This window comes from Halomicrobium sp. HArcht3-1 (genome assembly GCF_058933345.1).
Window position 1 is genome coordinate 1 of record NZ_JBZYDM010000005.1, and the last position, 20,985, is coordinate 20,985.

25 protein-coding genes and 1 pseudogene are annotated in these 20,985 nt (G+C 65.8%); 15 read left to right on the forward strand and 11 right to left on the reverse strand.

What is annotated here, in order from left to right:
• Both AC5FRW_RS09690 and AC5FRW_RS09695 read left to right on the forward strand, forming a co-directional pair.
• Positions 1 to 117: pseudogene (locus tag AC5FRW_RS09690) on the forward strand (IS6 family transposase); the annotation flags it as partial.
• A 56-nt stretch (positions 118 to 173) separates the two neighbouring features.
• Positions 174 to 776, forward strand: a complete 603-nt coding sequence (locus AC5FRW_RS09695) for a plastocyanin/azurin family copper-binding protein (RefSeq protein WP_493568248.1) — start codon at positions 174 to 176, stop codon at positions 774 to 776.
• 25 nt (positions 777 to 801) lie between these two features.
• On the opposite strand, the gene AC5FRW_RS09700 is transcribed toward AC5FRW_RS09695, so the two are convergent.
• From AC5FRW_RS09700 to AC5FRW_RS09710, 3 genes are all read right to left on the reverse strand, one after another.
• A complete protein-coding gene (locus AC5FRW_RS09700; RefSeq protein WP_493568249.1) occupies positions 802 to 1,443 on the reverse strand; it encodes a dienelactone hydrolase family protein in 642 nt (213 codons plus the stop codon).
• A gap of 127 nt (positions 1,444 to 1,570) precedes the next feature.
• Entirely contained in the window at positions 1,571 to 2,224 is a 654-nt protein-coding gene (locus AC5FRW_RS09705) for a DUF2238 domain-containing protein (RefSeq protein WP_493568250.1), read from the reverse strand.
• Complete coding sequence (locus tag AC5FRW_RS09710; RefSeq protein WP_493568251.1) at positions 2,221 to 2,820, reverse strand: hypothetical protein; 600 nt, start codon at positions 2,818 to 2,820, stop codon at positions 2,221 to 2,223. Before AC5FRW_RS09710 ends, AC5FRW_RS09705 begins: the two co-directional genes overlap by 4 nt.
• A gap of 97 nt (positions 2,821 to 2,917) precedes the next feature.
• On the opposite strand from AC5FRW_RS09710, the gene AC5FRW_RS09715 reads away from it, so the two are divergent.
• From AC5FRW_RS09715 to AC5FRW_RS09725, 3 genes are all read left to right on the forward strand, one after another.
• Positions 2,918 to 3,064: an AIM24 family protein gene (locus AC5FRW_RS09715; RefSeq protein ID WP_493568252.1), complete on the forward strand. Its 147-nt coding sequence runs from the start codon at positions 2,918 to 2,920 to the stop codon at positions 3,062 to 3,064.
• Positions 3,065 to 3,274: 210 nt separating this feature from the next.
• The gene (locus AC5FRW_RS09720; RefSeq protein ID WP_493568253.1) at positions 3,275 to 3,667 is read left to right on the forward strand and encodes a DUF5518 domain-containing protein; all 393 of its coding nucleotides are present in this window, start codon (positions 3,275 to 3,277) and stop codon (positions 3,665 to 3,667) included.
• Between the two features lie 325 nt (positions 3,668 to 3,992).
• Positions 3,993 to 4,439 carry a hypothetical protein gene (locus AC5FRW_RS09725; protein ID WP_493568254.1) on the forward strand — a complete coding sequence of 149 codons (447 nt, stop codon included), beginning with the start codon at positions 3,993 to 3,995 and terminating at the stop codon, positions 4,437 to 4,439.
• Between the two features lie 38 nt (positions 4,440 to 4,477).
• On the opposite strand, the gene AC5FRW_RS09730 is transcribed toward AC5FRW_RS09725, so the two are convergent.
• The 3 genes from AC5FRW_RS09730 to AC5FRW_RS09740 form a co-directional block, all read right to left on the reverse strand.
• Positions 4,478 to 4,888, reverse strand: a complete 411-nt coding sequence (locus AC5FRW_RS09730; protein WP_493568255.1) for a DUF5518 domain-containing protein — start codon at positions 4,886 to 4,888, stop codon at positions 4,478 to 4,480.
• Between the two features lie 266 nt (positions 4,889 to 5,154).
• Entirely contained in the window at positions 5,155 to 5,571 is a 417-nt protein-coding gene (locus AC5FRW_RS09735) for a universal stress protein (protein WP_493568256.1), read from the reverse strand.
• Between the two features lie 129 nt (positions 5,572 to 5,700).
• Positions 5,701 to 5,949 (reverse strand): DUF8593 domain-containing protein, encoded by a 249-nt coding sequence (locus AC5FRW_RS09740; RefSeq protein WP_493568257.1) that lies wholly within the window; start codon positions 5,947 to 5,949, stop codon positions 5,701 to 5,703.
• Between the two features lie 249 nt (positions 5,950 to 6,198).
• Between AC5FRW_RS09740 and AC5FRW_RS09745 the strand changes: the two genes are divergently transcribed.
• On the forward strand, positions 6,199 to 6,393 hold the full coding sequence (locus tag AC5FRW_RS09745; protein ID WP_493568258.1) for a DUF1328 domain-containing protein: 195 nt from the start codon (positions 6,199 to 6,201) through the stop codon (positions 6,391 to 6,393).
• A gap of 711 nt (positions 6,394 to 7,104) precedes the next feature.
• Here AC5FRW_RS09745 and AC5FRW_RS09750 read toward each other — a convergent pair.
• The 4 genes from AC5FRW_RS09750 to AC5FRW_RS09765 form a co-directional block, all read right to left on the reverse strand.
• Positions 7,105 to 7,872, reverse strand: a complete 768-nt coding sequence (locus tag AC5FRW_RS09750) for a universal stress protein (RefSeq protein ID WP_493568259.1) — start codon at positions 7,870 to 7,872, stop codon at positions 7,105 to 7,107.
• A 1-nt stretch (position 7,873) separates the two neighbouring features.
• Positions 7,874 to 9,304 (reverse strand): APC family permease, encoded by a 1,431-nt coding sequence (locus AC5FRW_RS09755; RefSeq protein WP_493568260.1) that lies wholly within the window; start codon positions 9,302 to 9,304, stop codon positions 7,874 to 7,876.
• 57 nt (positions 9,305 to 9,361) lie between these two features.
• The gene (locus tag AC5FRW_RS09760; RefSeq protein WP_493568261.1) at positions 9,362 to 9,790 is read right to left on the reverse strand and encodes a DUF2267 domain-containing protein; all 429 of its coding nucleotides are present in this window, start codon (positions 9,788 to 9,790) and stop codon (positions 9,362 to 9,364) included.
• Positions 9,791 to 9,872: 82 nt separating this feature from the next.
• Positions 9,873 to 11,354, reverse strand: coding sequence for a carotenoid oxygenase family protein (locus AC5FRW_RS09765; protein ID WP_493568262.1), 1,482 nt, complete (start codon positions 11,352 to 11,354; stop codon positions 9,873 to 9,875).
• Positions 11,355 to 11,439: 85 nt separating this feature from the next.
• Between AC5FRW_RS09765 and AC5FRW_RS09770 the strand changes: the two genes are divergently transcribed.
• The 3 genes from AC5FRW_RS09770 to AC5FRW_RS09780 all read left to right on the forward strand — a co-directional run bounded on the left by AC5FRW_RS09770 (position 11,440) and on the right by AC5FRW_RS09780 (position 13,804).
• Positions 11,440 to 11,616 carry a hypothetical protein gene (locus AC5FRW_RS09770; protein ID WP_493568263.1) on the forward strand — a complete coding sequence of 59 codons (177 nt, stop codon included), beginning with the start codon at positions 11,440 to 11,442 and terminating at the stop codon, positions 11,614 to 11,616.
• An 11-nt stretch (positions 11,617 to 11,627) separates the two neighbouring features.
• Positions 11,628 to 11,870, forward strand: coding sequence for a DUF7861 family protein (locus AC5FRW_RS09775; RefSeq protein WP_493568264.1), 243 nt, complete (start codon positions 11,628 to 11,630; stop codon positions 11,868 to 11,870).
• 278 nt (positions 11,871 to 12,148) lie between these two features.
• A complete protein-coding gene (locus AC5FRW_RS09780; protein ID WP_493568265.1) occupies positions 12,149 to 13,804 on the forward strand; it encodes a long-chain-fatty-acid--CoA ligase in 1,656 nt (551 codons plus the stop codon).
• A gap of 93 nt (positions 13,805 to 13,897) precedes the next feature.
• On the opposite strand, the gene AC5FRW_RS09785 is transcribed toward AC5FRW_RS09780, so the two are convergent.
• The gene (locus AC5FRW_RS09785; RefSeq protein ID WP_493568266.1) at positions 13,898 to 14,449 is read right to left on the reverse strand and encodes a PAS domain-containing protein; all 552 of its coding nucleotides are present in this window, start codon (positions 14,447 to 14,449) and stop codon (positions 13,898 to 13,900) included.
• A 159-nt stretch (positions 14,450 to 14,608) separates the two neighbouring features.
• Here AC5FRW_RS09785 and AC5FRW_RS09790 point away from each other — a divergent pair, with 159 nt between their 5' ends.
• The 6 genes from AC5FRW_RS09790 to AC5FRW_RS09815 are packed head-to-tail and all read left to right on the forward strand — an operon-like array spanning position 14,609 to position 20,948.
• Positions 14,609 to 16,825: a type II/IV secretion system ATPase subunit gene (locus tag AC5FRW_RS09790; RefSeq protein ID WP_493568267.1), complete on the forward strand. Its 2,217-nt coding sequence runs from the start codon at positions 14,609 to 14,611 to the stop codon at positions 16,823 to 16,825.
• Positions 16,815 to 18,707, forward strand: a complete 1,893-nt coding sequence (locus tag AC5FRW_RS09795; RefSeq protein WP_493568268.1) for a type II secretion system F family protein — start codon at positions 16,815 to 16,817, stop codon at positions 18,705 to 18,707. Before AC5FRW_RS09790 ends, AC5FRW_RS09795 begins: the two co-directional genes overlap by 11 nt.
• On the forward strand, positions 18,704 to 19,414 hold the full coding sequence (locus AC5FRW_RS09800; RefSeq protein ID WP_493568269.1) for a DUF7289 family protein: 711 nt from the start codon (positions 18,704 to 18,706) through the stop codon (positions 19,412 to 19,414). The genes AC5FRW_RS09795 and AC5FRW_RS09800 overlap by 4 nt, the downstream gene beginning before the upstream one ends.
• Positions 19,407 to 19,856: a DUF7266 family protein gene (locus tag AC5FRW_RS09805; RefSeq protein ID WP_493568270.1), complete on the forward strand. Its 450-nt coding sequence runs from the start codon at positions 19,407 to 19,409 to the stop codon at positions 19,854 to 19,856. The genes AC5FRW_RS09800 and AC5FRW_RS09805 overlap by 8 nt, the downstream gene beginning before the upstream one ends.
• The gene (locus AC5FRW_RS09810) at positions 19,853 to 20,551 is read left to right on the forward strand and encodes a DUF7263 family protein (protein ID WP_493568271.1); all 699 of its coding nucleotides are present in this window, start codon (positions 19,853 to 19,855) and stop codon (positions 20,549 to 20,551) included. Before AC5FRW_RS09805 ends, AC5FRW_RS09810 begins: the two co-directional genes overlap by 4 nt.
• On the forward strand, positions 20,544 to 20,948 hold the full coding sequence (locus tag AC5FRW_RS09815; RefSeq protein WP_493568272.1) for a DUF7262 family protein: 405 nt from the start codon (positions 20,544 to 20,546) through the stop codon (positions 20,946 to 20,948). The genes AC5FRW_RS09810 and AC5FRW_RS09815 overlap by 8 nt, the downstream gene beginning before the upstream one ends.
• The last annotated feature ends 37 nt before the right edge of the window (positions 20,949 to 20,985 follow it).

Genomic DNA, 20,985 nt, shown 5'->3' on the forward strand with positions numbered 1-20,985 from the left:
TTTCGAGAAGTGAAAAGACGAACCTCTTCGTTCTCAAACTGTTTCAGCCACGTCGATCCAGACACAGCTGACGACTGGCTCAGATCATTCAGCTTCGCATGGAATCAGCTAATCTGAACACTACCCCTGCGTCGGGGTGAAGCTCTTAGTAGCCGGCACCCCTCGGTCGTGGTATGCGTTCGGAACGCCAACCGTCGCTATCGAGACGTTCGTTCATCGCCGGTGGGGCGCTCGCGGCAGCGGGCACCGGTGTCACGACCGACGCCGCCGCACAGGAAGACGGTGAGTCGGTGACAATCGACATGACCGACCAGCTCGTCTTCGACCCGGACGAGCGGACCGTCCCACCGGGGACGACCGTCGTCTGGGAAAACGTCGGCTCGATCGGCCACTCGGTGACTGCCTACGAGGACGAGATTCCCGAAGAGGCGACGTACTTCGCGTCGGGTGGGTTCGACTCCGAGGAAGCGGCCCGCAACGCCTACCCGGAGGGTGACGTTCCCGGCGGCGGACGCTGGGAGCACACTTTCGAGGTGGAAGGCGAGTACGGCTACTTCTGTATCCCACACGAGTCCGCCGGGATGGTCGCCTCACTGACCGTCGGCGAGCAAGCCGCGAACGGGGACGGGGACGGTGGCGGTGGACAGGCACCGTTCGGGCCGGAGATGCCCGACAGCGCCATCGTGCTCGGTGTCGCCGCCTCGGTCGTGATGGTGTCGGTGATCGCACTCAGCTACGTGTTCATCAAGTACGGCGGCGACTACAGTACAGAGTGAAACGGCGGCGTCGGGCACAGAAGGGTCACGACAGGTGGCGGACGAACCAGTCGGCCGCGAGTTCGGCGACCGATTCGAGTTCGCCCGACCCCTCGAACAGGTGGCCCGCGCCTTCGATCACTTCGAGGTCTTTCTGGCAGGTCAGCGACTCGAAGGCGGTCCGGTTCAGTTCGAGGACCTTCGTGTCCGAGCCACCGACGACGAACAGCGTCGCCGCGGCCACGTCGGTGAGCGACTCGGTCGCGAGGTCGACGCGACCGCCCCGGGAGACGACAGCCTCGATCGCTGTCCCCTCCCGGGCGGCCGCGCGCAGGGCTGCTGCCGCCCCGGTACTGGACCCGAAGTAACCCAGTGCGAGTCCGTCGATGGTCTCGACCGTCCTGACCCACTCGGTCGCCGCCAGCAAGCGCTCTGTCAGGAGTTCGATGTCGAAGCGGGTCTCGTAGGCCTCGTCTTCGGCTTCCGTGAGGAGATCGAACAGGAGTGTGCCCAGTCCGTGCTCGCGAAGCACTTCCGCGACGAACCTGTTTCGGGGACTCCGTCGGGAACTCCCGCTGCCGTGGGCAAAGAGGACGAGACCGGTAGCGTTGGCCGGTACACGAAGGTTGCCATCGAGTTCGACGCCGTCGACGGGGATGGTCACCCGAGTCTCGGTGCGCGTACTCATGTGCTGGCGAACGAAGGCGACCCTCGTCACCGTTGTGTTCGGTCGGTTGCGGGGTACTGACCAGCCACGGCGCGAGCGCCTTCGTGACACCGGACGGCCACCAGCATCCGTTCGTACCCGGCAGGTCTTAGACGTTCAGTCGCTCCGTCAACTGGTCGGCGACGCCCGACAGCGTGGCCGCCCCGAAGAGCGCGACGAGAAGGCCCCCGAGCGTGTTGTAGAAGAGGTCGAGGACGGTGTCATCGAGACCGTACTGCGTGAGCACGGCGCTCGCACCGACGAGCGTGGAGACGACGCCGATGTAGAACTCGATGAGTTCCCAGATGACGCCGAAGGCGAGGACGAACAGGAGCATGAACGCAAACAGGAAGGCGGGTGGCATGTAGATGAACTCGGTGTGCTGGTCGAGCGCGCGCACGATGGCGTACGCGACGCCGGCGACCAGCGACGAGGAGAGTGCGTGGGTCATGTGGTCCCACCACCACGTCGCCCGGTACGGACTGAGGAAATCGAGCGAGGGCAGTGGCACGGTCCCGAAGGCGTGGAGGAACATCGCGACGGTGATCCAGAGGGTGAGACCGACACTCAACGTGAACTTGAAGTTCCGTTCGAGCAACGCGGGGAGGAGGGTGACGCCGAGTCCGACGGCGGCGTTCATCGCGATACCCATGTTACGCTGCCAGATGCCGAGCACCAGAATCCCGACCATCACGACCTGCAGGACGTGGACGAGCTGTCCCTGCCGTCGCGGCGTCAGGCCGACCCGGCGGGCGAAACTCATCGGTCGGTCACCCCCGTGGCGTCACGGTCGCGGTTCGCCCGGAGTTGGCGGCCGAAGTACCAGCGAAAGACCAGCGCAGCGACGAGGCTCGCGACCAGCGACGCCGTGAACACGAGCATTAGCTGGTCGTTGGTCTCGACGAAGGCGGTGCCGAGATAGCGTGCGGAGGTGGCAGCACCGAGCGTCCAGAGACCGGCAGTGCCGAGCGTCGCGATGACGACGAACCCGATGGCGAAGTTCGGCGTCATCCGCACGCTCGTGGTCAACTGCAGCGTGACGACGACGAGGATCGACAGCGCCGCGATGCTGATCGCGAAGATCAGGTCGCCGAGGAAAGAGGCCCCAAAGCCGGTCAGCAGTGACGCCGTGGCGAGGAGGAGAAACGGCCAGGGGACGGTCCACGTCCAGGAGCGAGCGACCAGTGCCGGGACGACGGCGACGACCGTGGCGACGCCAGCGATCCCCATCACCACGAGCGACCCGAACAGGAAATGCACCACCGCGGTCGCTGCGAGCAGAGCGGTCAACAGCCACGACAGTGCGGCGTTGATCCGGCTATCGCGAACAAACCATTCTTGCGGGAGTGAGGAACTCATGTGTGCTGTAGGCCTCCGATTGTCGCGGGCCAGCCACCGGCCGTGACTGCGCGAACGTACACACTCTCACATCTGTAGCTTCTTTAACATTACTGACGTGGGCGGCGACGAGCGTCTCGCCGTCGGCCCGTCGTTCGACGGTGCGAAGTCCGTTTTCGGCGGTGAGGGCCTGTCTCTCTCGCGTGTCACGGGCGACGGGACGGTCTGGATCCAGTCCAGAAGTCAGGGTGCGTTCCTCTCGTAGCTGCTCCCGAAGCTGCCGGTCCAGACAGCCTGAACGCCGCTGGTGGCGAGCGAGTCGTCGATGTGACAATTCGGGACGTAGCCGAGAACAGAGGCGGCCACAACACGGCAATATCGGACCGTCCCAGTAGACCTCTCTTGGAGTGAAACAGTCATAGCGGGTGACAGAGCCGAAACTTCGCTTAACTCCGTGCCGGTCGACGACCCGGATATGGTACACTGGAAAGCAGTACTGTACGGCATCGTCACGGCGCTCGTCCTCGGTCTCGTCAGTGGGCTTGGTCTCCCGTTCACCGACGCCACACTCCCGGCCCTCGGTGCGGGGGTGACCGGTCTCATCGCCGGCGGTGTCGCCGGATACGTCGCGGGCGGTGGGTTCGGTAGCGGGGCGCTTCACGGCTTCCTCGCGACGAGCATCGGCGGCCTCCTCGTGGGGCTAGTCCTGCTCGTCCTCGGCACGCTCGCGGCCGGCATCTTCGGGTTCGGCGCTGCCGTGCTGTTCCTGACCATCGTCGCCGCACACGGCATTCCCGGCGCGATCGGTGGTATCATCGGCGCCGTCGTGGCACCAGAGGAGCGACCCGCCGGTCGACCGGCAGCCTGAGCGTGTCGGCCACTCGACGTTTGCTCGAAGTTCCCTGTTTCCAGTCACGGATGGGGAGTAAACGGCCAGTATTCGTCGATCTACCGGGTTAAGGCGACGGTCACGCCCGTCCGGCGCCGTGGTTCGGTCGTCCTACCCGTTCGGGCCGTCCCCAGTCGCGACGAGGCGCGGGCAGATGGGATCGCTTAATATTCTGTGGCCGTGAGTACGCGGTAGTTAGCATGACCGTGTGGACAGCCACAGAGAGATGGGTGACAGACCGACGGCCAACGGGTCGCTCGGACAGCGAGTCGCAGTGTGACAGTTACGGAGCGTGGGGACACTGATGTATCAGACACCGACCGTCGCGCGCCTCGCGGGCGCGCTGTCCCTGTTCGTGATCCTCGCGGCCTGGGGGCTAGTGTTTCTCGTCGTGGCCGGAGAGACCACCGTCACGACGTGGGCACTGGGTCTCGCGTCGCTATTTCCGGGTAGCGCGCTCTTACTCAGTGCCGTCGGCGCGCGATTCCCCCGGTCCGGAAAGGAGTACGCGGTCGGACTGGTGGTGGGCGTCGTCGGTCTCTCGGTGGCGTACATCGGCGTCGCCGCCACCGACTACTCGCTGGTCGGCGCCGTCGCGGCGTTCGGTCCGGTCGAACTCGTCGCCGCTGCGCTCGGCTTCGGTCTCGTCGTGGGAACGCTCACACTCGTCGACCGCCACTACGTCGAACACCCGCCCTCGGCCGCGCTGCTAGAGGCGCGCTACCTCGACGAACCAATCAGCGACGACTGATCGGTCGCCGACGGGCGACGGCACTCGACGACTGCCGATCAGGTGACCGGCTGGCTGACCTCTTCTGGCTCTTCCGGGCCGTACATGCCGCCGAGGAACCCCCCGACGGTCGCTGGGATCGCACCGAGGACGACGAACACGAGGACTGCGATGCCCGCGCCAATCGTCGCCAGCAGACCACCGAGCGACAGTTCGACGATGGAGACCGCGAGTCCCAGCACGACGAGGAGCACCACGGCGAGCAGCGCCCCGATCGACCCCGCGAGGAAGCCGTTCCACGCGCCGTTCGTCCGACCACTCTGCGCGTAGTAGCCCGCAGCGTAGCCACCGACGAGTGCAGCGACCGTCCCGCCGATTAACGCGAGTTCCGGGACGGCCGCACTCACGACGTTGATCAGGAAGATGATCGCGAATCCGATCACGACCGCTCGCCAGTTGGTGTCTACCATGGCATCGACAGTTCCCGCGCCGATAAAGTAATCGTAGTGTCGTGTTTTGCACCACAAAGTGGTGTTTGGTTGCTGCTACCGGAGCGATTGCTGCCAGCCACGGCCGAAGCGACCACCGGTCGGGCACTGGTCGCCTGTGCGAGACCGGAGACGCCTCACCCCGAGCGTCCGCTCTCAATGGCCCACCGAGCGGGCGACAGATCGGCCCCAGGCTACGGTCGGCACTCGCCTGGCAATCGCGAGGACCGTCGGCAGCGAACTGGTCCCTATGGCGCTTCGACGATCACGACCTCGCAGTCGGCCTGCTCGGCGACGGTGCGCCCGACCCCGGAGAAGTGCGTGTCGTGATCGCCGTGCTCGCCGACGACGATGGTGTCCGCATCGACGGTGTCGGCGTACGCGAGGATGATCTCGTGGGGCACGCCGTGGCGGGTGTCGCCCTCGACGAACACGTCGTGTTCGGCGGCCAGTGAGGCCACGTCCGCGACTGTCATCGATGCGTGATCCTCCGCGTAGATGGTCGCCAGTTCCGCGGAGCCAAGCGCCGGGTCGTCGAACTTTCGCTCGTCGACGACACAGACGACGTGCAGGGTCGCGTCCTCGTCGGCCGCGATTTGGATCGCGTGTTCGGCCGCGTGGCGTGCGTACTCACTACCGTCGGTGGCGAGCAGGATCGTCTCCATACACGGTCGTCGCCCGACGGGACCTAATAGTTTACCACAGTGAATTACCATCGGGAGTGAACGATAACACAGTACAAAGCGAGGGGGTACGTGACGACCCACCGATCGTGAGACGACTCCGTGCCGTTCTCAGAGCGTCGACGCGAGGCGAATCTCGTCGTCGGTGACTGCCTCGATGGCCTCCGCTTGCAGGGGGAATCCCTCGTCCGCGTCGGACTCCTCCCAGCCGAGTGTCGTCTTGAGTTTCGTCGTGAGATTGGGGTCGGGATCGACGTATGCAGTGCCGTACCTGACGTTCGTGACGATGCCGACATCGTCACCGTGCTGATCGACGACCGTCTTTCCGACATCGTCGTCGGTGATCTGGGCTGTTGCCATTGCACGCAAGCATACCGGTGCTGGCCGGGAGAGTCACCGGCCTGCGTGTGCGACCCCTTTTTACGTGGTGTCGTGACCGGCCCCTTCGGACCGTCGCGGCTGCGTACACACCGATCGGCCTCGGCTGGCGAGTGCAAGCCAAACGATGAGTGGCGAGCATCACGAACGATGTCTCGTGGCCCTCACGCACCGTCGCCGACGCGAGCGAAAACGGACAGCCAGTCGATCCACGCGAACGGAGGGGGCACGATGCTGAACGGCGTCGCCGCCGTCCCCGCACAGCTACCGGGCAGTGGCCTGCTCTCGCTGGCGATCGTGTTCTTCGTCCTCGCGATCGTCGCCGCCATCGCGGGCTTCAGAGGGATCGCCGGTCTCAGCATGGAAGTCGCGCGCGTGCTCGTGCTCGTCTTCATCGTCCTCGCCATCCTCGCGCTCTTGCTGTAGGCACCGACCAGAGTAGTGCTCGACGGGGAACCGCGAAACGGCTTCGCGACAGATCGGAATTTGCACCCCAGAAATCCACTCCCCAGTGATGGAGGGGTGTTGATGAACGTAGAATCTGTTTTCTAGCCCCATATATCCTCAAATGGACCTATCATTTCATCTTTGGCAACATATTGGCAGTATAAATTTTAGTATCAACCGAATCGGTGGCTGTTAAGTGTTAATCGAAATGGGAGAACCGTTGCCGAATCGTGCTCGATGTCTCGCCCGCGCTACAGTGCCGAGGGGAGGACGACGGCGGAGCGGTGACTGACTCGAAATCACGTCGAATCTCGCTGACGAGTGATCGGGGCGTTCCCTGCGACAACGGCTATGACCTACGGTACCGTACCACGAACTGCGGACGCGGTCACGAGGGCACACCGGACGACTCGGGACGATCCGAGCAGGATCGAACCGGGTGAGCGGCACAACTGAAGTCCGCGTAAGAGCGAGCCAAAGTGAATGCCGTGACGAGAACCGAAGCGACCCAGTATCGTGCCACCATGGTGGTACGGTGTGAAGGCCAAGTACCGGAACTCGCGGAAGCGAGGTTCGGGAATCTGGACACCCAGCACGGCCGTAGGGGTCGCGGAAAACGTCTCCGTCCGGGCCTGAATCGTGACCGCTTCTGTGCTGACGACGCGCCAGCGAACGCGCCATCGACCACGCTCACTCGCTCGTCTCGTCGTCGGTCTCGTCTGTCGCGGGTGGCTCGCGCTGGACGACCAGCACCGGGCCGACGAAGCGGTCGGCGACCTGTTTGGCGGGCATCCCGAAGACGAACGTCGACAGTGACGGGTCCGTCTCACCCATAACGATAGCGTCGAAGCCGGCAGCGACCTCGACGATTCGGTCGAGCGGGTCGTCGTCACGCTCGATACGTGTCTGTATCGCCGACTCGTCGACACCCAGTTCGGTCAGTCGCTCCGCCACCGCATCGAGGAGCGTCTCTGCGTCGGCCTCGGTCTCATCGTCGTCGACGATGTGAAACAGCGTTATCGTCGTGTCGAACTGCCCGAAGACGCCGGCGACGACGCGGGTGAGGCGGTCGACGCCGACGGTCCCACGGACCGCGACCAGTACGTCGTCGGGCGGCCCGGTCGTGTCGGGGACCAGCACCGCCAGTGCCTCGGTCTCGGTGATCGTCCGATCGATCGTCTTCTGGCCGTCGTGGGTGAACACGAGACGGCGCTCGACGGTCGCCCCGGCGTCGGTAAACAGCGCCTCGAAGTCGTCGAGACGCGTGTTGGCCTGCGTCTCGAACTGCATGCGCGCCTGCCCCGGCGCGGTCTGTTCCGGGATGACGTGGTAGCCAAGCACGACGACGTGAGCGTTCGCGAGCAGTGCGGGGATGCCCTCCGGGATCGACTCGCCGGCGAGGACTCGAACCGGGACGAGGACGGTGGGACGGTCGCTGTCGGTCGGTCGCTCAGTCATCTCAGAGCGCCCCCCTGAGCGAGACATCGGTGGCGTAGTAGCGATACCAGCCATACGACAGCGCCATCACGACGACACCGATCGCGATCGATGCCTCGCGCATGAACGCGATCAGCGCCACGCTCGCGACGGCACCGATCCCCGGAACGAGCGGCGAGGCCGGCATCCGGTACGTCGGTTCGTACCACGCCGGGTCTCGGCGGCGCAACACGATGGCCGTCACACAGAGCAGGGCGTACATCACCAGATGGAGAAAGGACGCCACCTCGGCGAGGAGTTCGACCTGTCCCGTCGCCACGAGCACGACGATCGGTCCGCCGGCCGCGAGCAAGGCGACATGGGGCGTGCCATAGCGGAGATTGATGCGGCTCGCTGCCCGGGGCAGCAAGGCGTCACGACTCAGGGCGTACACCGCCCGCGAGGCACTCAGGATCGAGGCGTTGGCGCTCGAAAACGTCGCCAGCAAGCCAGCAAGCAGGATCGCAATCGCCCCCGGTGCCCCGAGGAAGTCACGCGCGACCTCGACCATCGCCGTCTCGCCGAACTGACCGAGACGGTCCGCACCGAACGCGCTCGTGGCGACGAAGATGGTCACGACGTAGAACACCGTGACGATGACGACAGAACCGACCATCGCCAGCGGGAGATTGCGACTCGGCTGGGTGATCTCGCCGGCGACGGTCGCGACCTGCGCGAAGCCCAGATACGACGTGAACACGAGCGCGGCCGTCGTCAACACCGCCACCTGTCCACGCGAAAAGAACGATTCGGGAACGGCCGTCCGGCCGAAGACACCGACGGCGTCGAGAACGCCGTAAGAGAGGAAGCCCGTCAGGACGACGAGCAAGATGGCGACGACGACGTTCTGAATCTTCGCGGTGTTCTCGGTACCGCCGATACTCAGCGCCGTCAGTGCCACGGCGAACACCAGCCCGATGGCGACGACGGGATCGAAACCGAGCGTGACACCGAGTTCGGTGAGCACCGCCGTCGCGTAGTGGCCCAGACCGACCAGATAGAACGCGGCGGCAAAGACCAGTCCCAGCCAGAGACTCAGCCCGACGATGGCACCGATGCCCGTCCCGAGCCCGCGCGAGACGAAGTAGTACCCGCCGCCACTGCGGGGCATCGCCGTCGCCAGCTCCGAGGTCGGGAGTGCGACCAGGAGCGCAACGACGCCACCGATAGCGAAGGAGAGTGTCGCCGCCAGTCCGGCGTTCTCGGCAGCCAACCCCGGAAAGACGAAGATACCCGCGCCGATCATCGTCCCGACACCGATCGCCAGTCCCCCCGAGAGACCGATCGTCCGTTCGAGCGTCACCTCGTCGTCGTGGACCGTCGTCTCCTCGGTGACCGCTTCCGGTTCGGACGCCGGCGTCTCGCCGTCGACGTTCTGACCCGACGGTGTCGTCGCCACGGGCTGATCCTCCATGTCATACAGTTGTCGGACCGGGTGAATAAAACCGACGCCGTGAGCGATCAGGGACCCTTACGCCGCCTCCGACTCCTGATACCCCCCGGCGTCGACGACCTGAAAGAGCTTCCCCCAGTTCTCGTCGCTCTCGCTCTCGGGCAGTTGATTGCGCAGGTCCTGCATGTCCGACGGCGGGACGACAGACGCGACCAGATCCACGATGACCTGCGAGTGGTAGGCCGCCTCCGAGCGCTCGGCTTGCTCGATGTCGGCGACGCGCGTGACGAACTCGCTCCAGTCGAAGCGCTGACCGTGCTCGTGGACGCCGCCGGTCATGTACCACTTGATCTCCATCGGGAGCGAGGCGGCGAGATCCTCGGCCGCGTCCGCGGGGATTCGCTGGCCGAGCGTCGACAGCGTCGCCCGGATCGCCCGCACTGCCTCTCCGGTGCCCGGGAGTTCGAGGCGGTGCTGTACCGTGCCGGTGAATTCGTCGAAGTCCATTGCTGTCCACGGACGGGCGTACTGGACACACATAAGTACGAACTCGTTGTCGTCGGTAAGGCGGCGATACTCGGCGCGGGCGTCACTCGTCGATCGCGACGCGGAGTTCAGGGAAGTACCGGCCGTGAAAGTCGAACGGGATCGCGTGGGGCACGGTGACGCGAGCGCGCTCCTCGAATGTCTCTCCGTCGAGGACGAGCAGTCGTGATCGGTCGGCGTCGACATCGAGGGTGACCGTCAGGACGACGCCCGTGTCTTCTGCGTCGCCGTCCGGTGCGGGGACGAAGATCGGTTCGCCGAAGTAGTCCCCACCGTCGTCGAAGGTCTGGACCGCCCGCGCCTGCGTGTCGAGTTTGAGCACGCGCCGTGCCCACTCGGTGACCGGTGTGTCCATCCCCATCGCGTACACGTACCGGTGCGGGCGACACCAGCGCGCCGGGGAGACCGTCGGCAACGCACACCCATCCGCGTAGCGCATCTCGCGGGACACCGTCGCGTCGCCGGTCCCGTAGCGACTCACGGTGTCGGACGGATCGAGCGACACGGTGAAGCGTTCGACGCGGCCGACGATCGCACCCATCTCGCCGGCCCGTAGCTGGTCGAGATACAGCGAGTCGATCGTCGTCGCGTCGGGCACCGTTTCCAGATCGAAGACGATCTCGGTCCCGTCGGCCCGCTCGAAGGCGTTGATGTGATGAAAGCCAAAGACCGCGTCGGTGACGGGGTCTGCGACCACCGACCCGGTCGTCCGGTCGAGGACCACGATACGGGTCCCGCGGTCTGGCTCCCACTCGAACTGTTCGATAAAGGGTGCCTGTCGCCCCGGCCTGAGAAAGCGCAGCGGGTCGAGTCGAAGCGGGAACTCCGTCAGGACGACGTACTGGGGCGTCAGCGCGAAGCTATGCATGTACGCCGGCCGGTCGGTGTCGACGCTGCCGACGTGTCGGCGCTCGCCCGCTGGTGTCGTCGCGTGGACGTGGTACTGGCTCGTCCGGCCGAACTCGGTGTCGACACCGACGAGAACGCCCGTCGCCGGGTCGCGCTTGTAGTGGGCACAGGATAGCTGTCCCGAGGGCACGCCGTCGTCGGCGTCGACGTGGCCCGTCGTCGCGAGCGAACTCGGATCGAACCGGACTTTTCGCGGCGATTCGGTCAGTGCGACGTAGTCGTCGCCGATCCGCTCGGCGACGATGTTCGTGTTGTCGTAGGGCGCCGTGAGGAAGGTCGCGAGTCGCGACCGGAGTGTCGTCTCCCCCGTCGCGAATCCGCCCTCGAACTCGCCGTCGCGAGCGGCCTCGTAGGCGTCCGTCCGCAGGAACCGATTCCGGTAGTGGACGGCGTCCCCCTCGCCCGTGCCAGCACGCGCCCCCGGATCGAACGTGAACCGGAAGAGCATCGCGAATCCGTCGAACCAGTGGTCGACGCGACTACCACCGGGAACGGAGAACGCTCCCGGACCGTTGCGGATGAGGGTGCCGTCGAGCCACGCGGGGAGGCTGCCGTCCACGTCGAGTGTCGCGGTCGTCTCCTCGTGCAGCGAGTGGAAGCCGGGGTGAGACGCCATGCGAGCGTCGAGGGCCGGAGCGACCTAATGAGTGATGCCAACGACGACCGAAATAGTCTCCCGCGACTGCTCCGTAGGAGCGAGTATGGGATCGTTTCAGACCCACCTCGTCAACGGTATCGTCTCGCTCGTGATCAGCGTCGGTGTCACCGTAGCCGCGGCCGACGACGACGACGGCCCGTGGGGACTCGGTGAGATGGCGCTCGCCGTCGCCGTCTCCTCGTTCCTCTCGGGCTTTTTCACCAGCTACTTCGCGAAGTGAGCGGTCGATAGATGAACCACGACCGCATCCACGCACGCAAGCCCAGCCACCACGTCGACCGGTGGACCGTCGGAACGATCGAATCGGTCGACGAACGGGACGGCCACTGCGTCGTCACCGTCCGACCAGCAGACGGTGCGCCGGTCGAACTCACCGTCACCCTCGCGATTCGGGACCTGTTCCTCGATCGACTCGATCTCGACGGTGAATCACCGGTCGGCGAACGGGTCTGGTATCGCAAGCGCGGCGGGTGATACGGACGGTTGTAGCGATGTACCGGTGAGCGTCGCCATGGGGGAGACGCTCACCGGTACGCAACGACAACGTTCCGTATGAGACGATCGTCACTGGACGGCGCGTGTGCATCGATACCACACAGACGCCACCGGAGAACGAGTCAGTGTACGTGTCGTGGCTGTGAGACAGTGGCCCCGCAGGGTGGGACAGGCCACGTCGCAGGCAGTGAAGAACGCCGTTCCACGGACTCGCAGTTGCACGCACATTTATCATTATTTACCACAATTGTTAGGGCATGCCAGGCGGTAGCGACATGACCCTGCATCAGTTCCTGTGGCGCGCGGAAAACATCTTTACCGACCAGGAAATCGTCTCTCGGACACACGAGGGCATCCATCGGTACACCTTCGGCGAGTACGGCGACCGCGTCCGGAAGCTTGCGAGCGTCCTCGACCGGCGCGGCTACGGCGAGGGCGATCGGATCGCGACCTTCGCGTGGAACAACCACTGGCACCACGAACTGTACTACGGCGTGCCCTGTCAGGGTGCCCAGCTCCACATGATCAACATCCTCCTGCCGGACACGCACGTCCAGCACCTCGTCTCCGACGCCGAGGACAAGCTGCTCGTCGTCGACCCGACCATGCTTTCGGCTCTCGAAGCGGCCTACGACGAGGACGCCTTCGAGAGCGTCGAGCTGTTCGTCGTCATGGGCGACACCGTCCCCGAGACCGACCTCGATCCGGTCACGGACTACGAGTCGTTCATCGACGGCGGCGATCCCGACTACGAGTTCCCCGACGTGAGCGAGGACCAGCCCGCGGGAATGTGTTACACCTCGGGGACGACCGGACTCCCCAAAGGCGTCGAATACACCCACAAGATGTACTGGGCGCACACGATGGGGCTGCTCACCGGCGAAGTCGGACTCACCGCGCGAGACACCGCGATGACGGTCGTGCCGATGTTCCACGTCTCGGGCTGGGGTCGTCCGTTCGCGACGCTCGCCGCCGGGTCCAAGCAGGTGCTGCCCGGACCCAACCCCGATCCGTCGGATCTGGCCGACCTCGTCGAGAACGAGGGCGTCACCCAGAGTGCGGCCGTCCCGACGGTGTGGCGCGGACTCCTCCAGTACGCTGAAGAAGCCGACCCGGATCTCGACTCGCTCGAATACGTCCTCTCTGGCGGGTCGGCGACGCCGAAAGCGCTCATCGAACAGTACCGCGAGACACTCGGCATCGAACTGGTCTCGGGCTACGGGATGACCGAGACGACGCCGATCACCCACATCGCGGAGACGATCCCCGAGAACGTCGACGCAGAGGGCGACGAACGGACTGCGATTCGCGCCCACGCCGGCCTCCCCAAGCCCGGCGTCCAGCAGAAGGTCGTCGACGAAGACGGCGAGGAAGTGCCGTGGGACGGCGAATCGCTCGGCGAACTCCTGATGAAGGGGCCGTGGGTGACGACGGAGTATTTCAACGCGCCCGAGAAGAACCGCGAGGCGATCACCGAGGACGGGTGGCTGAGAACCGGCGACATCGCACGGGTCACGGAGAACGGCTACACCGACGTGGTCGACCGCCTCGACGACCTCGTCAAGAGCGGCGGCGAGTGGATCTCGAGCGTCGAAATCGAGAACCGGCTGATGGGCCACGACTCCGTCGTCGAAGCCGCCGTCGTCCCGGTCGAGCACCCGACGTGGGACGAGCGACCCGCCGCGTTCGTCGTCGTCGAAGACGGGGTCGAGGCCAACGACGCACTGCGCGAGACGCTCAGGGAGTACGTCGCCGCAGAGTACCCCTCGTGGTGGGTGCCCGACGTGATCGAGACCATCCCCGAAGTGCCCAAGGGTGCGACGGGCAAGTTCTCGAAGAACGATCTCGAATCACAGTACGTCGACGACGACGTTCGAGCACGAGTCCGGGAGAACGCGCCCGGCGAACGCTGACCGGAGACTGGCTCGTCTGTCCGGCCCGCCGGACGGCGCAAGGGGTGGTCTCGTCCGTCGTCGGGTCCGAGCGAACGACGCGGAGTCCGTCGATCAGTCCTCGCCGTCGACTCGCCGCTGAATCCCTACCCAGTTGCTCACCGATCCGTCCGGCCCTTCGACCGGGACCAGCGAAACGCGGTTTCTGAACGGTGTTCCGTCCGCACGATAGTTCTGCAGTTCGACCGTCACTGGCTCCCAGATGTCGGTCGCTTCCCGCAGATCGGCGACCGGCGCAGTTTCGGTGTCTGGCCCCTGCAACAGCCGCGGGTTCGCACCGAGTACGTCTTCGAGGTCGTAGCCCGTTAGCTCGCGAAAGGTTCGGTTGACGTACCGAATCGGGTTGTCCTGATACGCCGGCCCCGAGAGGGTCAGCCCCACCGGCGCGTCGTCGAGGAGCCAGAGCCGCCAGACCAGTTCCCGGGTCCACGGATCGAGTGCGCCGACGTTCGGCCGCCCCGCCGGCCCCTCGAAGGCGTCGACGCCATCCTCGAAGGCCCCAATCCGAGCGTCGAGGTCGTAATCGGTGACGAGGGCGGGAAACCGATCCCGGAAGCCCGACCGATCGCGGGCGAGACACGCAGCGAGAGCAGATCGCAACGACATAGGCGGAGTTTCGACCCGTCGCTCAAGCACCTGTCGTCTTCGGACGCTGGAGCGCGTCGAACGCATCGTCCCGAGAGGGAGACCACCTCTCTCGTTCACAGATTAATGCGAGGAATAAAATCTGAAACTTTAAATAAGATCTCGCCTCCACGATACCCCATGCTTACCGAGGGGGAGACGGAGACGAACGCGCCGACGGTGCCGGCTCCGGTCGCACCGGACGATCCCGACGCCTGGTACGCGCCCGATGTGCGCGAACAGGACGAGATCTATCCCGGCGTCGTCGTCACTGTCACCGAGACCGACCGGCGTTTTGCCTACGACGTGCGCGAGCCACCGCTCTCGAACGCCGACGCGGACGCACTCGATACGGTCGAAACGTACTTCGCCGACGCACACGCCGACCGCCCGCGAACGCGAGAGGGAGCCATCGAGCGCGTCGAGCGCGGACTGGACGAGAAACACGAGCGTGTGATCGATCGGCTTGTCGACTGCTCGCGTGCGGCCCGCCGACGGCTGGACTATCACGCGCTGTGCTCGCTTGCCTGCCTCGGTGAACTGACACCGTACGCGCTGGACGACCGCATCGACGTGGCCGACGTTGGCGAGGACTGTGTCCGCATCCACACCGACGACTTCGCGCCCGCCACGACCGACCTCGAACCCGACACCGAGTTTCTGGATCGCTTCGCCAGTGAACGCCTCGAACAGCACACCGTCTCGTTCCACGAGTTCGAGGTGCCGGTGATCGTCTACCGCGAGAACGTGCTTGGCGACGACCCGTTCAACACCAAGTACGCCGTCCGCGAACCCGACCTGCTGCCCGGCGACGAAGCACTGATCGAGGACTGCAAGACCCGTGTCTGGGAGGCCAGCATCGATGGGGTGCTGGAGGACGAAGTCGCGTTCGTCCGCGACCGGGCGACGACGTTGCTCTCCCGACAGCTGACGATCCGCAACACGCGGGCCTGGCTCGATGCCGCACGCTACCGATTGCGGACAGCACTGGCCGAGTACGACCTGACCGTCCCGCCGGTCGACCATCGGTTCGCCGAGGACCGACTGCAAGACCTGTTGTACTACGTCCTGCGCGATCTGGTGGGCTATGGCAAACTGACGATTCCGGTTCGGGATCCGACACTGGAGGACATCGAGGCCAACCGCGTCGACGAGCGCATCAAGGTCGTCCCGCGCCTCGACGTGGGCCACAACGAACGCGTTCCGACGAACCTCCGCTTCGAGAGCGAACGCGCATTCGTCAACGTCGTCACCAAACTCGCCGCCGACGACGGCACCGAACTCAACGCCTCGACACCCAGCGCGAAAGTGAATCTGAGTCCCGACGGCGTCGACGAGACCATTCGGTGTGCCGTTGCCCTGCCGACGATCAGCGAGGACGGCCCACACATTTCGATCCGCAAGCAATCGCCCGATCCGCTGACCCCGGTCGATCTGGTCGAACACGACTCGCTTCCGACGGAACTGGTCGCCTTGCTGTGGATGCTGTACGAACACCACGGCGTCGTCCTGTTCTGTGGCCCGACCGGCGTCGGCAAGACGACGCTGATGAACGCCCACATGCCCTTTATCCCCTATCGGGACCGTCCCATCTCGATCGACGAAGGCTCACGCGAGGTGTTCATTCCACACGAAACGGGCGTGTCACTGACCACGCGCGACCACGAGCGCGACCATCGCCGGGTGACCATGGCCGATCTGATGACAGAGTGTAACTATCTCAATCCCGACGTGGAGGTCATCGCCGAGGTCAACACGCCCGAGAGCTTCGAGACCTTTGCCGAGACGCTGAACACGGGCCACGGACTGATCGGGACGACTCACGCCGAGGACGTGGAGACGCTGGTCAACCGCGTCATCGAGCAGGGCCTCCCACCGTATCTCTTGCAGGAGATCGACCTGCTCGTGTTCCCCCGTCGCGTCGGCGAGGACCGCTACGTCGGCGAGGTGGTCGAACTGGTCGATGAGACGACCTACCGGAACTTCGACCGCGACGCGGAACGGTGTGGCGTCGTCCGAAAAGGCGACGCGACGGTGTACTGGAACGCCGTCTGCTGGCGCGAGCAGGGTGGCGAGTACTCGTTCGCTGGCACTATGGGTGACGAGACGGGAGTCCCAGTCTCCTCGTTCGACCGACTGGCCGAGCAGACCGATCAGTCGGTCGCCGAAGTCGAAGCAACGTTCCAGCGTCGCCACCGCTACGTCCGCTATCTCGTCCAGGAAGGGATCACCGACGCCGACGAACTGTTCGCACTGCTGGCGGACTTACAGACCGACGAGGCCGCGACCGTCGAGCGACTCCACCAGCAACGCACCGAGGAGCGCAGCGGTCGCGTGGAGGGAATCGATGGCGACTGAGACTCCACGGCAACTCAACCCTGTCGACCGGGGGCTGTACGCACTGTTCGCAGGCCACGCCGACGGGTCGAGCCACGACGGCGACAGGACCCGCTACCGAGCCGCCGATCTGGACGCGAGTTTCGAACTGTACCTCGCCAGAGTGTACGGGCTGGCGTGGTCCTGTGGACTCGCGGTCGGTGTCGTACTGGTTCTGGTCACGACCGTGCTCCCGGCGACGATGCTCGCCGACGTGTTCGCGTTCTTTCAGAACGGAATTCCCGTCGTCAATCAGTTCGACTGGCCGGTCGTCCCACAGTTCGTCGGTGGTCTCGGACTCGGTCTCGTCGGCGGGACGGTCGTGCGATGGCTCGTCGTCCGCGGTGGCAGTACCTACCTCGGGTGGGTCGCCTCGGCACGGCGCAGCGACATCGAGGCGACGCTGCCGGGTGCCGTCCGGTATCTTCGAGTGCTCGCCTCGGGCGAACACGACCAGCGAGCCATGCTGCGACGGGTGGCCGATCAGGACGCCTACGGCGAGACCGCCGTGGCCTTCCAGCGCATCCTCAATCGTGCAGCCCTCACCGGCAGTCTCGACGAGGGACTCGAACACGTCGCCAGCGAGACGCCGTCCCGTGATCTGCTGGCCCCGTTCTTGCTGAAGTTCCGCGAACACGCGAACCAGAGTGCCGATGCGCTGGAGGGGTACCTCCAGATGGAGGGGCGACTGCTCTCACACGAACAGTCCCGTCGCCACGAGCGTGCGACCGGCTTCCTCGAACTGCTTGCCGAGCTGTTCGTCGTCTTGCTCGTCATGCCGGCGCTGCTCGTGTTGATCGTGACGATCATGGGCGTGCTCTCGCCCGGCCTGTCGCGACCCGTCACGACACCCGTCGGGGCGACGACCGTTCGCGGACTGCTCGTCTTTGGCAGCGCGGGCTTCGTCCTCGCTGCTGGGGCCGCCGCGTCCCTGCTCGTGACGACGATCCGACCGCGGAGTGCGAGCGCACCGGGGTACACCGCACCGGACGCGGTGACCGAACTGGTCGAGACGGCAACGCTGAACCCGGCGAGCACGGCCAGAGTCCTCGCACCGACGCTCCCCGTCGTTGCGGGTGCGCTCGTGGTGCTCGACTACCGGCCGGTGAACGTTCTCTTGCTGTCGTATGCGGCCTACGGCCTGCCAGTGGGTGTGGTCGCGGTCCGGCGGGCCAGACTCGACGACGCCAAGGACCGCGAGATTCAGGATTTCGTCCACGCAGTGTCGGGCCATGTCAGTCTCGGCCGGCCGTTCAGCGACGCCGTCGAGCGAGTCGCCCGCGAGGTCGATCTGGGCGCACTCCAGTCAGATGTCGAACAACTCGCGTTCACGCTCAGTCTGACCGCCAGCCCCGAGGGTGATGCGACCGACGGCCGGGCCGCATCGCTCGACCGGTTCGTCGAGCGGGTCGGCACGTCGATGGCCGAGCAGACCATCGGTCTCGTGGTCGGCGCGCTCGACGCCGGCAGCGACGCCGAAGACGTGTTCGAGACCCTACAGACCGAGATCGGGAGATTATACCACGAGCGCAAGGCGTTGCGGTCGTCACTGTTGGTTTACGTCGCCGTTGGCTGGACGACCGCGCTACTGGTGGTCGGTATCGTCGTCGCCGTCAACGCCTACGTCCTCGACGGTTTCGCACAGCTCTCGACGGTCTCAGGAGGTGCCGGCATCGCGATCGATCCCGACGCCGTCGACCCGCCACGGGACCGCTATCGGTTCTACGTCGTCACGCAGGCGACCATGTTGGCCTGTGGCTGGTTCGCCGGGACGGCGAGTCGAGGCCGGTACGAGGCCCTGTTGCACTCGGCGGCACTGGTGACGGTCGCTTACGTCGTCTTCACGGGAGCCGGGATGGTATGAGCGAGCGCGCCCAGTCCCACGTCGTCGGCGTCGTCATCCTGCTCGGTCTGACGGCCATCGCGATGGGCGGGCTGACGGCGACTATCGGCACCATCGTCGACGAGCAGACCGCCAGCGCCGACGCGAACCGGGTCGCGAGCGACCTCGATAGCGCGCTCCGGCCAGTCGAGACCACGGGTTACCGTGCCGGTGAGGTCACCTTTGCCAGTGGCTCGCTGGGCGTCGAGCAACGCGATCTTCGCATCCTCGATACGGGTGGCGTCGTCGCCACCGTCGCGACCGACGCACTGGTGTTCGAGAGCGAGCAGCGACACGTCGGGGCCGTCGCCGGTGCGATCGTCCGCGGACACGGCGACAGCACGTGGCTCACCGCGACACCGCCGATCACGAGCGGCCCGGACGTGCTCGTCGTCGGTGCCCAGAAGCTCAACGGCTCGGGCAGCGTGGGCGGCACGGGTGGTGTGACGACGACACTGGCGACGAACGTCAGCCACGACCGACGTGCTCTCGGCGACGGCGAGTACCGAGTCGCCATCGAGACGGCCACACCGGGTGCGTTCGAGACCTACGCCGGCGAACGCGGGCACGACGTGACGATCAACGACTTCGACGGCGACGGTGTCCCGAGCGTCGTGATCGAGTACGACGGCACCCGGACGGCGTATCTCGTCGTCCACGACATGCGACTGGAGGTGGGCCATGGATAACCGCGCGGTCACCCCCGTCGTCGAGAAGACCCTGACCATCGGCATCGTCGCGCTCTTTCTGGCCGGGATGACGACGGCGCTGTTCGGCGGTGCGGTGCCGGCCGCCCGCGACGCAGTGGGCGACTCGGTCGGCGACCGCACCCTCGCGCTCGCCACCGAGCGGGTCGAGCAGTCGATCCCGCCGAACGCGACACACGCCAGCGCTCGGACGCGGGTCGATCTGGCGTCGACGATCCGGGGAGAAGGGTACACCATCGAGACGGATGGCAAGTCGCTCGTCCTCGATCATCCAAGCGACGCCGTCGGCGGGCGCAGTCGGCTTGTCCTGCCGGAAAGCGTCACGAGTGTCACGGGATCGTGGCAAAGCGGTGCCGACACCGTGGTCGTCGTCGAGAGTACCGGCAGCGGTCTCGCAGTCGAACTCCGGGAGGACCGGCCGTGAGCGACGACGACCGCCGACAGCGCCACCGCGCACAGACCGGGCTGCCGGCGCTTGCGATCGCACTGCTCGTCGTGACGATGGTCACCGGCATCGGACTCGCGATGACCGACGGCGCGATCAGGTCGGCCGAGCGCGACCCCGGCGAGCGCCGCGTCGCCGTCTCGCTGGCCGCCGGACTCGTCGCGCCCGAGTCACCACTGACAGAGCGGGCCAACACCATCAACGAGAGTCGGCTCTCGGGCTTCGACGCGAGTCGACTCCGCGCTGCGTTTCCCGTGGCCGGTGCCAACGCTGTGAGCGTCGAACTCGACGACCAGCCACTCGCGACGACGGGGACCGTCCGCAGTGGGACGACCATTCGACGGCTGGTACTCGTCGAGACACGGACCACACAACGGCTCGAACCCACACTCGTCTGGCAGCGCCGCGTGACGCTCCCGCGACGGGGGTATCGTGCGACCTTGACGCTCTCGCCACCCGCCGGGACGAGCGTCACCACCGTTCGGACGAACGGCCGCGTCGCACTGCACGACGACAGCGGCCTCTCGGGAGACTACCAGATCCCGCTCTCACGATACGAGACGACGACGTTCCGGTTCGAGGCGAGCGGCCCGCTGCCGCGAGGGAGCGTCGAGATCGAGTACGACGCGATCGAGACCCACAAGGCAACGCTGGCGGTGACTGCCGATGGATAGAGGGCAACTCCCGGTCTCGCTGCTGGAGGCTGCACTCGGCGTCGTCGTCATCCTCGGCGTCGTGCTCGGGGTCGCGCTGGGCGTCCCAGCACCGGACACCCGCGAGCCACAACTGGACGCCTACGCCACCGACGCCACGACGATCCTCGCCAACGAACCGCCCGAGCACCAGAACGCGACCCGCCTCGCGGAGGTCGTCGCCAACGAGGACTCGTTCAAGCGCGAGCGCGGCCAGCTACGGGCACGCACCGACGCGATCCTCCCGGACAACCTCATATTCCGCATCGAGACGCCCCACGGCAGCGTCGGCTACCCCGTCCCGCGCCGGGTCGCGACCGGCCAAGCGACCGTCACCACCGTCGCGGGACCGGTGACGGTCGAGGTGTGGTACGCCTGACGGTCAGGATTCGCCAGACTCGGAGAGGAAGTGGATC